This is a genomic window from Kocuria sp., from assembly GCF_030536815.1.
In the GTDB taxonomy this organism is placed as follows: Bacteria; Actinomycetota; Actinomycetes; order Actinomycetales; family Micrococcaceae; genus Kocuria; species Kocuria gwangalliensis.
The window spans coordinates 28,101-43,213 of sequence record NZ_JAUNPE010000007.1; the positions used below are offsets into that span (position 1 = coordinate 28,101).

Annotated in this window: 14 protein-coding genes; 11 read left to right on the forward strand and 3 right to left on the reverse strand. The window is 65.7% G+C overall.

Translation table 11 applies throughout. The annotated features are described in order from the left end of the window. The first annotated feature begins 44 nt into the window (after nucleotides 1-44). The 4 genes from Q4E95_RS01855 to Q4E95_RS01870 all read left to right on the forward strand — a co-directional run bounded on the left by Q4E95_RS01855 (nucleotide 45) and on the right by Q4E95_RS01870 (nucleotide 1,828). Complete coding sequence (locus Q4E95_RS01855; RefSeq protein ID WP_303381679.1) at nucleotides 45-557, forward strand: type II secretion system F family protein; 513 nt, start codon at nucleotides 45-47, stop codon at nucleotides 555-557. Between the two features lie 83 nt (nucleotides 558-640). Continuing rightward, nucleotides 641-892 carry a DUF4244 domain-containing protein gene (locus Q4E95_RS01860; protein ID WP_303381680.1) on the forward strand — a complete coding sequence of 84 codons (252 nt, stop codon included), beginning with the start codon at nucleotides 641-643 and terminating at the stop codon, nucleotides 890-892. A gap of 176 nt (nucleotides 893-1,068) precedes the next feature. Beyond that, on the forward strand, nucleotides 1,069-1,404 hold the full coding sequence (locus tag Q4E95_RS01865; protein ID WP_303381681.1) for a TadE family type IV pilus minor pilin: 336 nt from the start codon (nucleotides 1,069-1,071) through the stop codon (nucleotides 1,402-1,404). Further along, a complete protein-coding gene (locus Q4E95_RS01870; protein ID WP_303381682.1) occupies nucleotides 1,391-1,828 on the forward strand; it encodes an Rv3654c family TadE-like protein in 438 nt (145 codons plus the stop codon). The genes Q4E95_RS01865 and Q4E95_RS01870 overlap by 14 nt, the downstream gene beginning before the upstream one ends. 62 nt (nucleotides 1,829-1,890) lie before the next feature. On the opposite strand, the gene Q4E95_RS01875 is transcribed toward Q4E95_RS01870, so the two are convergent. Then, the gene (locus Q4E95_RS01875; protein WP_303381683.1) at nucleotides 1,891-4,239 is read right to left on the reverse strand and encodes a DEAD/DEAH box helicase; all 2,349 of its coding nucleotides are present in this window, start codon (nucleotides 4,237-4,239) and stop codon (nucleotides 1,891-1,893) included. A 69-nt stretch (nucleotides 4,240-4,308) separates the two neighbouring features. Here Q4E95_RS01875 and Q4E95_RS01880 point away from each other — a divergent pair, with 69 nt between their 5' ends. From Q4E95_RS01880 to proC, 7 genes are all read left to right on the forward strand, one after another. Continuing rightward, nucleotides 4,309-4,773, forward strand: coding sequence for a pyridoxamine 5'-phosphate oxidase family protein (locus tag Q4E95_RS01880; protein ID WP_303381684.1), 465 nt, complete (start codon nucleotides 4,309-4,311; stop codon nucleotides 4,771-4,773). Nucleotides 4,774-4,776: 3 nt separating this feature from the next. Continuing rightward, a complete protein-coding gene (locus Q4E95_RS01885) occupies nucleotides 4,777-6,429 on the forward strand; it encodes a methyltransferase (protein WP_303381685.1) in 1,653 nt (550 codons plus the stop codon). 10 nt (nucleotides 6,430-6,439) lie between these two features. Continuing rightward, nucleotides 6,440-6,874: a pyridoxamine 5'-phosphate oxidase family protein gene (locus Q4E95_RS01890; RefSeq protein ID WP_303381686.1), complete on the forward strand. Its 435-nt coding sequence runs from the start codon at nucleotides 6,440-6,442 to the stop codon at nucleotides 6,872-6,874. Nucleotides 6,875-6,993: 119 nt separating this feature from the next. Continuing rightward, nucleotides 6,994-9,870 carry a type I DNA topoisomerase gene (topA, locus tag Q4E95_RS01895; RefSeq protein ID WP_303381687.1) on the forward strand — a complete coding sequence of 959 codons (2,877 nt, stop codon included), beginning with the start codon at nucleotides 6,994-6,996 and terminating at the stop codon, nucleotides 9,868-9,870. 41 nt (nucleotides 9,871-9,911) lie between these two features. Further along, nucleotides 9,912-10,889 carry a Ppx/GppA family phosphatase gene (locus Q4E95_RS01900; RefSeq protein WP_303381688.1) on the forward strand — a complete coding sequence of 326 codons (978 nt, stop codon included), beginning with the start codon at nucleotides 9,912-9,914 and terminating at the stop codon, nucleotides 10,887-10,889. Then, nucleotides 10,889-11,695, forward strand: coding sequence for a sugar phosphate isomerase/epimerase (locus tag Q4E95_RS01905; RefSeq protein WP_303381689.1), 807 nt, complete (start codon nucleotides 10,889-10,891; stop codon nucleotides 11,693-11,695). Before Q4E95_RS01900 ends, Q4E95_RS01905 begins: the two co-directional genes overlap by 1 nt. Before the next feature lie 208 nt (nucleotides 11,696-11,903). Then, nucleotides 11,904-12,743, forward strand: coding sequence for a pyrroline-5-carboxylate reductase (gene proC / locus Q4E95_RS01910; protein ID WP_303381690.1), 840 nt, complete (start codon nucleotides 11,904-11,906; stop codon nucleotides 12,741-12,743). Nucleotides 12,744-12,793: 50 nt separating this feature from the next. Here the strand turns inward: proC and Q4E95_RS01915 are convergent, their stop codons facing one another. After that, nucleotides 12,794-13,462, reverse strand: coding sequence for a TrkA family potassium uptake protein (locus Q4E95_RS01915; RefSeq protein ID WP_303381691.1), 669 nt, complete (start codon nucleotides 13,460-13,462; stop codon nucleotides 12,794-12,796). Continuing rightward, nucleotides 13,455-14,894, reverse strand: coding sequence for a TrkH family potassium uptake protein (locus tag Q4E95_RS01920; protein ID WP_303381692.1), 1,440 nt, complete (start codon nucleotides 14,892-14,894; stop codon nucleotides 13,455-13,457). The genes Q4E95_RS01915 and Q4E95_RS01920 overlap by 8 nt, the downstream gene beginning before the upstream one ends. Nucleotides 14,895-15,113 lie beyond the last annotated feature (219 nt).

Genomic DNA, 15,113 nt, shown 5'->3' on the forward strand with positions numbered 1-15,113 from the left:
CGGCGTTTTTCGTCTGGTCCTCTCCACGCCTCATTGTGTCTTCCGTGGCCGGCGTTGCCACCCCACGAGCGGGCACGTTCGACGACGCCGCTGCGGCACCCTTACCGAGCAATACTCCCGGGCTCCCGGCGGCGACACTGGTGGAGCTCACCGCCACGCAACTGGATGCCGGGCTACCCCTGGCAGAGGCCGTGTCGATCCTGGCCCACAGCACCGCGGGCTCCGGGTACCCGCAACTGCAGAGGGTCGCCGCTGCGCTTCGGTTGGGGCTGGACTGGGACACCGCGTGGTCCTCGGGTAACCGGTTGCCTCGAGCGTTACTGGATTACCGCGATGCGCTCGAATTCACGGCTACGTCCGGGGCGGCGTCGGCATCGGTCCTGCGAGGTCAGGCCGAGCAGGTGCGGCGCGCCCAGTTCCGCCGGGCAGAACGTGCCGCGGAGGCCCTGTCGGTTCGGCTGGTCCTGCCGCTGGGATTGTGTTGCTTGCCCGCCTTCATGTGCTGGGGCGTGCTGCCCGTGCTCATGAGCCTGTTGCCCAAGGTGTTCGGATCATGATCCGCGACCGCGCGCCGCCCGGGGCCGGCGACCACACGTTCGTTCAGCCACCACCACACACCTTTGAGTCACAGGAGAACCCCATGTCCACCAACATTGCTGCCACGTCCACCCCCGCCGCACCGACAACCATTGCGCCCGACGCCGTCCTGGAACCACCCGGCACGGACCTTGCCCTGGGCGCGGATCACCCCGACCTCGGGGCGTCCACCGCGGAGTACGCGGTGATCGTCCTGGCCGCCGCTGCCTTCGGCGGTGTGATGGCGGCCGTGCTGTCCTCGGACTCTGTCTCGGGACTGCTGCTCGGCATCATCCAGAAGGCGCTGTCGGTGTAATCCGATGGGACGCCCCCGTGGGGCGCGCCTCGACCATGAGGCGCGCCCCACGGGCCCACGTGAAGTCTCGGAAAGGTACCGATATGAGACCACAGCACAGTGCGCCCGCAAGCCCGTTATCTGGCTGCCGGCCTGGACACGGACCCCCGGATCAGCGGGAGAGGGGAGCGGTCACCGTGGAAACCGCGGTCATCATGCCCGCTCTCGTGTTCCTCCTCGCGGTCATGTTGGCCGCTGCCGCGGCGGGGATGACACTTGTCCGTTTCGAAGAGGCGGCTCGGGCATCCGCGAGGGCGGCCGCTCGTGGCGAAACCGTGGCCGTGGCGCAGGAAAGAGCGCGTGAGATCGCCGGCGAAGATTCCGCGGTGACCGTGGCTGCCGGGCCGGACCGTGTGACCGTGACCGTCAGTGGACCCGCGCCCGGGATCCTGGGCACATGGAGTGACTGGACGTTACAGGCGGATGCCATGGCCATGACCGAAGGATCGAGGAACGCAGATGTGGGCCCCTAGCCATCATTCGGTCGACCCGGATCTTTCTGGATTCGTGCTCGGCGGGCCCGCCGCGGACGGTCATCCGGACGAAGGGTCGGGAACCGTTCACGGCATGAGCATTGCCGTGCTCATGTGCGCATTGCTGATCGTGATCCTGCTGCTGGGTCAGGCCGGTATCTCGATGCACCGTGCCGCCAAAGCCGCGGACCTCGCGGCCTTGGCGGCGGCCGACACGGCCCGCGGGTTGGCCAGTGGCGTGCCATGCGATGTGGCACGCGCCGTGGCTGCGGAAAACGGTGCCGTCATGGATCACTGCGAGCTGGTCACGCGGGAACAAACCACGGTGGATGTCCGCACGAGCATTGCGTTATTCGGTCCGCTGGAGCCACTCGGCCCGGCCGTGGGTGTCTCACGCGCGGGCCCGCCGCCGGGAGAACCGTGACCCTTCGCGTGTTCCCGGGTGCTGTGCGCCTGTGATCACAGCCGTGTTGTTCGCCGGCACCATTATTGCGCAGCCGCCTCATCCGGGGCGAAGCCCAGCACCCCGTTCAACAACTTGAGCGCGCCGGCCTTGTCCAGCGGATTGTTGCGGTTTCCGCACTTGGGGGACTGCACGCAGGAGGGGCAGCCGGTATCGCATTCGCACGCGGCAATGGCGTCCCGGGTGGCCGTGATCCAGCGGTGGAACATGTCATAGCCGCGCTCGGCGAAGCCCGCTCCACCGGGGTGGCCGTCGTGGACGAAAATGGTGGGTAATTCGGTGTCCGCGTGCAGGGCCGTGGACAGGCCTCCCACGTCCCAGCGGTCGCACGAGGCCAGCAGCGGGAGCAACCCGATCATGGCGTGTTCGGCGGCGTGCAGGGAACCGGGAATGTCCGGCTCCTCGATCCCCATGGCGGCCAACCGGGGCTGGTCCACGGTGAACCACGTGGCGGTGGTGGCCAATTGACGCGGCGGTAGCTCCAACGGTTCTTCACCCACCACCTCATTGGAGGCCGTGAGCTTTCGCTGGAAACTCATCACCTGGGTTGTCACGTCCACCCCGCCGCGGTGAATGGTGATGGGACCCCAGCGCTGGGTGTCGGCCACGGAGCGCACCTGAACCTCGGTGACGTCGCGGGCCACCGTATAAAAATCCGGGAACGCGTGCCGCACGGACGCCACATTGAGTTCCTGGTCCAGGTCCTCAACCAAGTACGTGCGGCCCTGGTGCACGTAGACCGCACCGGGGTGCGCCTGGTAGTGGGACTGGGGTGCACCCATGGTCCCCAGCACGGCACCGGTCTCCGAGTCCATGATCTGCACGGGCCCGCCGTCACCCGAACGAATGGAAATCATGTCGGCCGGGCGCTCGGATCGGCTCCAGAACCACCCGCTGGGGCGGCGCCTGAGGTGTCCCGACGCCTCCAGCGAGTGCACCACGTCATGCGCTGTGGGACCGAACAGGTGCAGCTCCGTGGCCCGCAGGGGGAGTTCGGCCGCCGCGGCACACAGATGCGGTGCCAGCACGTAGGGGTTGGAGGCCTCGAACACCGTGGCCTCCACGGGCACGTCAAAAATGGCCTCGGGGTGATTCACCAAGTAGGTGTCCAGCGGATCGTCTCCGGCGATCAACGCGGCCAGAGCGTGCTGGCCGGCACGCCCGGCGCGGCCGATCTGCTGAGTGAACGAGGCACGAGTGCCTGGCCACCCGGCGACCAGAACGGCGTCGAGCCCGGCGATGTCGATGCCCAGTTCCAGGGCGGAGGTACTGGCCACCCCGAGCAGCCGACCGTCCCGCAGGGCCTGTTCCAGCTCACGCCGTTCCTCGGGGAGGAAACCCGCGCGATAGGCAGCCACCCGGTGCGCGAGCGAGGGATCAACCTCTTCAAGTTGCCGACGGGCTGTCTGAGCAATGGTCTCCGCGCCCCGGCGTGACCGGATGAACGCGATCGTACGGATCTGCTGCAACACCAGATCGGTGAGCATGTCCGCGGATTCGGCGGTCACGGTGCGCCGGGAGGGCGCGTTGTTGTCCGATCCACCCGGTGATTGCTCCGGCTCCCACAACACGACCGTGCGCGAACCATGGGGGGAGGTATCACGCTCCACGGCGGTCACCTCGGCACGCGGGACGCCGATCAGCCGCGCGAACGAGTCCTGCGGCGACGCACTCGTCGCGGACGCACCGATAAAGATCGGTTCCGCACCGTAATGGGCTGCAACCCGTTTGAGCCGCTTCATGAGCACGGCCACGTGAGAGCCGAACACCCCCCGATAGGAGTGGGCTTCGTCGATGATCACGTAGCGCAGCCGCCGGAGGAACCGCGACCACCCGGTGTGATTGGGCAGCACCCCGTGATGGAGCATGTCCGGGTTGCACAGGATCACGTCAGCGTGTTCGCGGATCCAGCGCCGCTCACCGGTGTCGGTGTCACCGTCGTAAGTGGCGGCGCGCACGCCCCCGAACCCCAGGGAACGTAGCGACGTCAACTGATCGGCGGCGAGCGCCTTGGTGGGCGATAAGTACAGCGCGGTGGCTTCCTCGGGGTGGTGCAGCAGCCCGGGACGCGACGCAATGGCGATTTTTCCACGGTGGACGGCGTTGAGAACCAGTGATTGATAGACCAGCGACTTTCCCGAGGCGGTCCCGGTGGCCACGATCGTGTGCCGCGGTGCGGTCATGGCGGCCACCTGGTGGGCGAAGGGCTCGTGAATGCCCAACCGCTCGTAAGCCGCACGGACGTCCGGATGAATTCCCTCGGGCCACGGCGCGTACTCGGCCGCACGCGCGGGCAGCTCGCGGACATGACGGACCTGCTCGGGTCGCGGTCCGCGGCCGAGCAGATTGACCATGTCCTGGGAAGAACTCACGGGCCCATTCTCCCGCACGCGGCACCACGCATACTTCACTCACCGCGGCGCGCATGGAATTATGGGGGCATGAGCACACCGGAGCAGGGACACCCCATGAACATTGCCAAGGCGCACGACGAACAGGACGAGCCCAAGCAGCCGCCCATCCAGGAACTGTCCGAACAGCAGAGCTGGGATCTGCTCGAGCAGGCGCGGTTTGCCCGGTTGGCCACTCGCGACGGCGATGACATCGACATCACCCCGTTGAACATCGTGACCGATGGTGAGCGCCTCTACTTCCGTTCGGCCAAGGGCGCCAAGGTGCTTCAGCTACAGCTGAACCCCAGTGTGACCCTTGAGATTGATCGCGCCACCGGTTCCGAGGCCCACTCGGTGGTGGTGCGCGGCACCGCTCGGATGCTGACCGAGACCGAAGACATCGAGCGTGTCGAGTCGTTGGGACTGCGCCCGTGGCTCGAGACCGAGAAGCTCGAATTCGTGGAGATCACACCCACGCGCATCACCGGTCGCAAGTTCCGCCTGGGCCACTGAGTCTTGGCTGATTCTCCCGCCGCTGCCGCGCCGTTCAGCGCGGTGGTCGATTCCCCGTGCTCGAGGGAACCCCGGGCGGTCCTGGACCTCCACCGGGATCTGACCGAGATCAATTTCACCGTGGACGGGGTCACCGACTTGCTCGGTGATCGCGCCATGGACGCGTGGCTGCGCGAACAGCCGGTTCCGGCCCGCATGGCACTCCACCACGTGGGCGCCGACCAACCGCGGCTGGCCACCGTGATCGCGCTGTTCCTGCTCGGGGATCCCGTGCCCGCGGTGGCGGTCGACGCCGCCCTGCCGACCGTGGGTTCCTCGGGCCTTGCGCGCCTGGGACTGCTGGAGGACGGTGACGACGGTGCTGACGCAACCGTGCGCGCCTCCGTGGACCTGCGCCCCTATTCCACGGATGTGTCCGGCGAGCTGTACGTGGTCAGTGACCTGGGCGCTTTCCAACGTCCCGGCGTGCTGCGTCATGATCACGTGCTGGGCATCGGCGGCGCCTCCCTGACCCTGGTCCGCGCGACGGAAAGGCGGGATGTAGAAACCGCCCTGGACGTGGGAACCGGGTGCGGGATCCAGACCTTCCACTTGCTCTCCCACGCGCGCCACGTCACGGCCACGGACCTCTCGGACCGCGCGCTGGCCACCACGCGGTTCAACCTGCTGCTCAACGCCCAGGCCCTGGAGCTGGACCCGTTCGACCTGGAGGCTCGCGTTGCACTGCTGCACGGCAGTCTCCTGGAACCGGTGGCGGGCCGGACATTCGACCTGGTGGTCTCCAACCCGCCGTTCGTGATCACCCCGCGCCGCAGTCATGAAACGGCCGAGGACCGTTTCACCTACCGCGACGGCGGCAAGGCGGGCGACCGGCTCGTGTCCGAACTGATCACCGCACTGCCCACCGTGCTGGCACCCGGCGGATCCGCGCACCTGCTGGCCAACTGGGAAATCCCGGACGCACCGGACACGGACCCGAAAAAGATTTGGTCGGAGCGCGTCGAACAATGGTGCGCACCGGGTACGGGCGCGTGGGTCATTCAACGTGAGATCCAAGATGTGTGCGAATACGCGGAGACCTGGTTGCGAGATGCCTCGCAGCAGCGCGATCTCGACGCCTACGAAGCCGCCTACCGCGAGTACCTGGCAGACTTCGCCTCCCGCGGTGTGGGCGCCGTCGGTTTCGGCATGGTTCGGCTCGCGCAACCCGAACATCCCGGTCCCGACCACGGCACCCTGAGGATTTTTGAGCACATCGACCATCCCATCCAGCAACCCATTGCGGCGACCCTGGCTGCGGAGTGGCAGCGCGCGGACGTCATGTTTCGCGCGGAGGCCGCGAGCGGCGTCGTCGTGCAGGGCGCGTGGCAGGACAAGCATTACGACGTCGCTCAGGACGTCACCGAGGAACGTCACGGTCGCCCCGGCGCGGAGGATCCGGCTTTGATCTTGCTGCGTCAGGGCGGGGGACTGCGGCGAACGGTGGTACTCAGCAGCGAGGCCGCAGGTTTCGCGGGGGTGTGCGACGGGGAACTCAGTGCGCGTCAGATCTTGACGGCCCTGGGGTCGTTACTGGGTTGGGAGGGTGGCCCGTCGGAGCAATTATTACGTGAAATCAGGGCGCTCATCACCCACGGCCTGTTGGTGGAAGTGTAAGACTGATGGCATGAGCACTGGCGAAACCTTCAATCCGATTCTGCCCCTCGACAGCACAGCGGTGTGGGAGCTCCTGGGAGAGCTCCCGTTCGGCCGACTGGCCGTGCAAGCCGCAGGCATCGTTGACATCTTCCCGGTCAACTATGTGGCGAAGGACCGTAAACTGTATTTCCGTACCGCGCAGGGCACCAAGCTGGCGAGCCTGGTGGTCAACAACCAGGTGGCCTTCGAAGTGGACCACGTGGTCGGGGATCATGTGCGCTCCGTGGTGGTACACGGCCGCGCTCGCCGGTTGGAGACCCAGGCCGAACGAGAGACTGCCGAACAGCTCCCGTTGAAGCCCTGGGCACCCACGTACAAGTACCACTTTGTGGTGATTGACGTTGACTCGGCCACCGGGCGAGAGTTCACCATGGCCACCGAGCCGGATCACGATCCGGCCTGAGCATCGAAACGCGTGGTAAAACCTTTCGTGTGAGACGGTTGTGACCACGGGGCATTCGTGCAGCCCCCAATCGGAAGGACCAGACCCGTTGGAATCCACGGGTCATGACGAGGAGTACCGTGCCAACTAAGGCCACCAAGAACGCTGAGACCGGCAAGAGCCTGCTGATTGTGGAGTCACCGTCCAAGGTGAAAACAATTGCGGGTTATCTCGGTGACGCCTACGAGGTCGAATCCTCGATGGGTCATATCCGGGACCTGCCGCAGCCTTCTGAGCTGCCCGCGGACATGAAAAAGGGCCCGTACGGCAAGTTCGCGGTGGACGTGGAACACGGATTCGACCCGTACTACGTGGTCAACCCGGACAAGAAGAAAAAGGTCACCGAGCTGCGGCGCAAGCTCAAGGACGCCGACGCCCTCTACCTCGCAACCGATGGCGATCGCGAAGGCGAAGCCATTGCCTGGCACCTGATGCAGGTGCTCAAGCCCAAGGTCCCGGTGTACCGACTGACCTTTCCGGAAATCACCCGAGAAGCCATCGAGCGTGCGTTCGGGCAGCTGCGCGAACTCGACAAGGACCTCGTGGACGCCCAGGAGACCCGCCGCATCCTGGACCGGCTCTACGGCTACGAAATCTCCCCGGTGCTGTGGCGCAAGGTGTCCTCGGGCCTGTCCGCCGGCCGCGTGCAGTCGGTGGCCACCCGCCTGGTGGTGCAGCGTGAACGCGAGCGCATGGCGTTCGTCTCCGCCGATTACTGGGACCTCACCGGCACGTTCGCCCGTCCCGAGGGTCAGGACGCAGGCCGCGGGTTCACCGCTCGCCTGTCGTCCCTGAACTCCCAGCGCGTGGCCACGGGCAGGGACTTCTCCGATCGCGGCGAACTCAAGTCCGCCCGCGATGGTGGCATGGCTCATCTGGATGAGGTTGCGGCCACCGCGCTGGCCGCCGGCCTGCAGGACGCCGAGTTCACGGTTCGATCGCTGGAGACCAAGCCCTACACCCGCCGGCCTGCCGCGCCGTTCACCACCTCCACGCTGCAGCAGGAGGCTGCGCGTAAGCTGCGTTTCACCTCCCGCACCACCATGCGCGTGGCGCAGCGGCTGTACGAGAACGGCTACATCACGTACATGCGTACGGACTCCGTGGCACTGTCCGACCAGGCCATCAATGCCGCCCGCCGCCAGGCCCAGGAGCTCTACGGCGAGGACTTCGTGCCGGGCAAGCCCCGCGTGTACTCCTCCAAGTCGAAGAACGCGCAGGAAGCTCACGAGGCCGTGCGACCCGCGGGCGACTCGTTCCGCACCCCCTCGCAGGTTCGCTCGCAGTTGTCGGTGGACGAGTACAAGCTGTACGAGTTGATTTGGAAACGCACCGTCGCGTCCCAGATGCAGGACGCCAAGGGTTCGACCGCAACGGTCAGGTTGGGTGCCTCGGCATCCTCGGCCGCCGGTGAGCTTTCGGGCGCCGACGCCGAGTTCTCGGCTTCCGGTACGGTCATCACCTTCCGTGGCTTCCTGGCCGCGTACGAGGAAGGCAAGGACGAGAATCCCGAAACCACCTCGGGTAAAGGCAAGGACGAGGACAAGCGGCTGCCGGTCATGGCCGAGGGCGATGCCCTGGACGCCACCGACGTCAGCGCGGACGGTCACACCACCACCCCGCCGGCCCGTTACACCGAGGCCTCGCTGGTGAAGACCTTGGACGAGCTGGGCATCGGTCGGCCGTCCACCTACGCGGCCACGATCTCCACGATCATGGACCGCGGGTACGTGCAGGTGCGTGGATCCGCGCTGATCCCGTCGTGGCTGGCCTTCTCCGTGGTTCGGTTGTTGGAGGACCACTTCACGGACTACGTGGACTACGACTTCACGGCCGAGCTCGAAGATGACCTGGACCGCATTGCCCGCGGCGAGGAAGAACGGGTCAAGTGGTTGACCGGTTTCTACTTCGGAGACGGTCAGAAGGAACACGGCCTCAAGCCCATCGTGGAGGATTTGGGCGAGATCGACGCCCGCGCGGTGAACTCGATCCCCATCACGGACGAGATCACCCTGCGCGTGGGTAAGTTCGGGCCGTACTTGGAGGTGGCCGGAACGGTCGACCCGGAGACCGGGGAGATCACCGACCCGGTGCGCGCCAATGTTCCCCTGGACCTCGCCCCGGACGAGCTGGACGCCGCCAAGGCCCGGGAACTCATGGAAATCGGCAAGGCGGACGGCCGGGAGCTGGGGGTCGATCCGGATTCCGGTCGGATGATCGTGGCCAAGGACGGCCGCTACGGTCCCTACGTGACGGAGCTCGTCCCCGAGCCCACTCAGGACGAGCTCGACGCGATCCCCACCGAGTACTACAAGAACGGCAACCCCAAGCCCAAGAAGATCGAGAAGCCCAAGCCCCGCACGGCGTCCTTGTTCTCGTCCATGAAGCTGCAGGACGTGACCCTGGAGGACGCCCTCAAGCTGCTGTCGCTGCCGCGGGACCTGGGTGCGGACACTGACGGTGAGACCATCACCGTGCAGAACGGCCGCTACGGCCCGTACCTGAAAAAGGGCTCGGATTCCCGTTCGATCGGTTCCGAGGACCAGATCTTCACGATCACTCTGGAGGAGGCCAAGGCCATTTACTCCCAGCCCAAGCAGCGCGGCCGTCAAGCGGCCAAGCCACCGCTTGCGGATCTGGGCGCGGACCCCATCACCGAGAAGCACATGGTGATCAAGGATGGTCGTTTCGGTCCGTACATCACGGACGGTGAGACCAACGTGACAGTTCCCCGCGCGGAAAGCATTGAGCAAATGACCAATGCGCGCGCGTCCCAGTTGCTGGCCGAGAAGCGCGCCAAGGGCCCCGCCCCCAAGAAGACGACCACGCGCGCCCGCTCCACCAAGACCGACACGAAGTCCACAACCGCACCGAAGTCCAAGACCGCGAGTAAGGCCAAGGCGGGGACCAAGGCCAAGGCCACGACCACCCGCAAGGCATCAGCCAGCAAGAAGTAATCCACCGCGGGCCACGACCCGCGGTCGAGTAAAGGAACCACATGCGGCTCTCAGTCCTGGACGTTGGCTCCAACACGGTCCATTTGCTCCTGTTGGATGTGTATCCGGGGTCCAAGCCGGAACCGTACGCGTCCCACAAAATGGCCTTGCGGCTCGTGGAACACCAGGACGAGCAGGGGCGGATCACCGATCACGGGCGCGACCTGTTGACGGCCTTCGTGATCGAGGCACGAGACTTCGCGGTGGACCACGACGCCGAGGACCTGCTGGCCTTTGCCACATCTGCCATTCGCGAGGCCGCCAACGGCGCCGATGTGCTGGACCACGTGCAGTCCCGGTCGGGAGTCACCCTCACGGAGATCTCCGGCGATCAGGAATCCGCAATCACCTTTTACGCCGTCCGCCGCTGGTTCGGGTGGGGTGTCGGGCGCATCATGGACTTCGACATCGGCGGTGGCTCGTTCGAAATGGCCGTGGGCACCAACGCCCTACCCACCGTGGCCACCTCGGTCCCGCTGGGCGCCGGGCGGATGTACCGAACGTTCCTGGGCAGCAGCGACGCCGCCTCACCGGCAGACGTGAAGAAGTTGCGCAGGCATGTGCGCACCACGTTGAAGCCCGCGGTGGAGAAGGTCGAGAGGGGTGGCCGCCCGGACCTGGTCGTGGGGACGTCCAAGACGTTCCGGTCACTGGCGCGCATTTGCGGCGCGGCGCCGTCGGCCCAGGGACCCTACGTACCGCGCACCATGCATGCGGAAGACTTGCGGTTGTGGACCCGGCGGATGGAGGCCATGACCGTTTCCGAGCGCGCCCAACTGCCGGGTGTCTCCGAACATCGCGCGGCCCAGGTGCTCGCGGGCGCTATCGTGGCCGAAACCGCAATGGATATGCTCGACATCGGAACCCTGCGTATTTCCCCGTGGGCGTTGCGCGAAGGGCTCATTCTGCGCCGACTGGACCGGTTGACCACCGGGGCAGCGATCCACACCGTCAACCCCAAGAATTTGGTGGCCAAGTGATGTCCCAGAACGAGGATCCGTATCGTCCGCACGTGGCGCTGTCCACCAGCTCGCTCTACCCCAAGGGCGTGCCCGAGACGTTCGACGCCGCTCACCGCCTGGGTTACGACAGCGTGGAAGTGCTCGTCACCCACGAGCGCATGAGCCAGCTGACTCACCAACTCCTGAATCACATCCAGGAGTACCAGGTGCCCATCTCCACGATTCACGCGCCCACACTGTTGTTCACCCAGCAGGTCTGGGGCAAGGCCTGGACCAAGATTCAAATGGCCGCCAAACTCACCGAACAGGTGGGCGCCGAGGTGGTCGTGGTGCACCCGCCGTTCCGATGGCAGGCCAAGTACGCGCGCAATTTCGTGCAGGGTGTGCGCGAGGTGTCCCGGATGACGGGCATCAAGATCTCGGTCGAGAACATGTACCCGTGGCGTGTGGCGGGCCGCGAGGCAGTGGTGTATTCACCGCACTACAGCCCGCTGGGTCAGGACTACGACTGGGTCACCTGGGACTTCTCCCACGCGGCCACCGCACACATGGATTCCCTGGCGGCAGTGCAGGAACTGGGCTCCCGCCTGGGCCACGTGCACCTCACCGACGGCTCGGGGGAAACCATGGCGGATGAGCACCTGCTGCCCGGGCACGGAGTGCAGCCGGTGGCGCAGACACTGCAGTACCTGCGCGACACCCGCTGGCGGGGAGTGGTGGGTGTGGAGGTTTCCACCCGAAAAGCCAAAAATGCCGACGAGCGGGACGCCTGGTTGTCCGAATCCTTGGCGTTCGCTCGCCGGCACATGGAGGAAACGGACTAGGGGACCGTTTCCTGGATATCCACTCGCACCAATTGAGGTGGGATCAGCCTAAGAGCCCAGGTGGAGAACGAGCAGGGCGCTGCCTGATGTTCCTCTGGCAATCCTGGGCCGGGCTGGTCGGGGACGGTTCCGCCGCGTATTTTCCAGCCCTCCGCCGGCGCGATACGGTCGAGGGAGGCCCAGATTCGTCATTGAAAGGAGCACTCGCATGAGCGAGCTCGTCCTGTCTTTCCTCGGTACGGGATCCATGAACGGATCCATCCTGCGCGGAGTCCTGGCCGGTGGTACGCCCGCCGAACGCGTGCGCGCCACCACCAAGTCCGCGTCCTCGGCTCAGACCCTGCGCGAGGACACCGGTGTCACCGTGCTGTCCGGGGAGGAGAACGCGAGGGCCAACCTCGAGGCCGTCAAGGACGCGGACGTCGTGCTGCTGGGCGTGAAGCCCTACGCGATCCTGGATCTTGCGCGCGAGATCGCCCCGGTACTGCAGCCCGGGACCGTGGTGGCATCCGTGGCGGCCGGCATCACCCTGGACGCACTCGAGAAAGCGCTGCCCCAGGGGCAACCCGTGGTGCGCACCATGCCCAACATCCCCTCCAGCGTGGGCCGCGGCGTCATCTCGGTGACCCCCGGAACCCACACCACCCCGGACCAGCTCAACGTCGTGAAGGAGGTGCTCTCCTCCGTGGCCACCGTGGTCGAGGTCGAGGAGCACCTGGTCCGAGCCGTCACCGGTGTCTCCGGGTCCGGGCCCGCGTACGTGTTCTACCTGGCCGAGGCCATGCAGCGGGCGGGCGAGGAGCTCGGGCTGCCCAGCGACGTCGCGCGTGTGCTGGCCAAGGAGACGGTCGCGGGCGCGGGGGTGCTGCTTAGCCCCGACGACGCCGATCCCGCCGCCCTGCGCAAAGCCGTCACGAGTCCCGGCGGCACCACCGAGAAGGCTCTCAACACCTTTGACGAACGCAGTCTCAAGGACGTGATCGCCGCCGGTGCGGCAGCCTCGGCAGAGCGCGGGGACGAGATGGAACAGGAGTACTGCGGGCACTGAGACCCGTCACCCAGCCGGTGCGGTGGATCGGGTCGGATCGACCGGCCGGGCTAGGGTCGCGCGGCAAAGCGCTCAATGAGGTCCACGTGGCCCGAGACGATCAGCAGGTCCCGCGACGTCACCATGGTTTCCGGGCGGGCGTACGTGAAGTCCTCACCGGGGGATTTAACACCCACCACGGTCACGCCGTACTTGGAGCGGATGTCCGATTCACCCAGCGTGAAGCCCTGGGTCTCACGGGGCGGGTACATCTTGACGATCGCGAAGTCGTCGTCGAATTCGATGTAGTCCAACAGCCGCCCGGACACCAGATGCGCGGTGCGGCGGCCGGCGTCGGCCTCCGGAAAAATCACGTGATGGGCGCCGATGCGCGCCAAGATCTTGCCGTGGGCGGGGGAGATGGCCTTGGCCCAAATCCGGTCGATGCCCAGGTCCACCAGGTTGGCGGTGATCAACACGGACGATTCAATGGACGTGCCCACACCCACGACCGCTGCGGTGAAATCGGTGGCGCCCACCTGACGTAGGGCGTCGATATCGGTGGCTTCCGCCTCCACCACGTGCGTCAGCTGCCCGGACATCTTCTGGACCAGGGTGGCGTCCCTTTCGACTCCCAGGACCTCATTGCCCTGTCGCACCAGTTGCAAGGCGGTGGCGGACCCGAAACGACCCAGACCGATCACCATGACCGGTGCGGAGTGGGATGAATTCTTAGCCAATGATGGGCCTTTCTTCCGGGTAGGAATACAACCGACGCCGTGAGCGCAGCGCGAGTGCCGTGGCCACCGTGTTGGTGCCGATACGGCCGATGAGCATGATGATCGCCAGAACATATTTTCCGGCATCGGGGGCGTCCGCGGAAACTCCCACGCTGAGTCCGCACGTCGCGTAGGCGGAAATGACCTCGAACAATACGTGGTCCAACGGGCGGCCGGTGAGCTCCACCAGGATCGCGGAACCGGTGAGCACCACGGTGGCGCCCATCATGATCACGGAGATGGCAATGCGCAGCACGGAATCGGGGATGGTGCGGAAGAACGCAATCACGGATTTGTCACCGCGCGCTTCGGCCAGGATTGCCAGGAACACCACGGCCAACGTGGTCACTTTGATGCCACCGGCGGTCGATGCCGAACCGCCACCCACGAACATCAAGGCGTCGGTGAGTAAGAGGGTCACCTGGGAGGTGTCGGTCATGTCCACCAGGTTGAAACCGCCCGAGCGCATCATCACGGACGCGAAAAAACCATGAAAAATGCGTTCGCTGACGGGTTTGGTACCGATCGTGGCGGTGTTGTCCCACTCGAAGCTCGAAAACAGGAGCCAACCGACCAGCAACAGGATTCCGGTGGTCAACAGCGTCAGCTTGGCGTTGAGATTCCAGCGGGTGAACCGGAACCCTGCTTCGCGCAGCACCAGGATCACGGGGAAACCCAGCGAGCCGATGAACACGCCAATGCAAATGGGGAACAGGATCAGCCAGGAGTCCAACCCGGTGTGGTCGTAGGGCACCAGACCGTCACTGTGCGGAGTGAACCCGGCGTTGTTGAAGCTCGAGATCCCGTAGAACACCCCGTGCCACAGGGCGATATGAAGTGGTTCCCCGGCCACCAGGAAGCCCACGGTCAGCACCACCGTGAGGGCCGCCTCAATGGAAATCGATGTCACCACAATGATGCGCAGCAGCGAACCCACCTCGCCCAACCGCCCGATGTTGAGCGCCTCCTGGGTGATCAGTTTGGATTTGAGGCCCAGTTTCCGCCCGATGGCCAGGGCCAAGAGGGAGGTCATTGTCAGGGTGCCCAGACCGCCGATCTGGATCGCCACCAGGATGATCACCTGGCCGAACAGGGACCACTGATCCGCGGTGGACACCGTGGTCAATCCGGTCACGGTCACGGCGGAGGTTGCGGTGAATATGGCGTCCGCGGCGCCGGTGTTCTTCCCCGGAGCCGCCGAGACGGGCAACCACAACAACGTGGCAAAGGCCAGATCCACTATGACGAAGACCATGACCGCCAGCCTCGCGGGGGAGGAGTTGGCGATTCCGTCCACGAAATCCCGTACCCCGAGTGCCATCCGCGTGGGGAACGGGTCACGATTGGACGGGGGGTGTTCCGGGGCCGGATCGGCCTCTTCCAACTCGCTCACCGCACCTCCTCCAACGTCGCATTCCGATGTACTGATAGTGGGCCCGCGCACGAGCAGTCAGCACATTATTGCCCTAAATCCACCGTCACAGTGCGAACCACGGCCCAGTGAGGCGTGGTCAATGATCTAATGGTCGTGTGAGCCCCGCAACAAACGGTAAAGGTGCCGTGTACCCCACCAGTGTTTATTGGGATCCCCAGTTGCTCCAGTACAACTTCG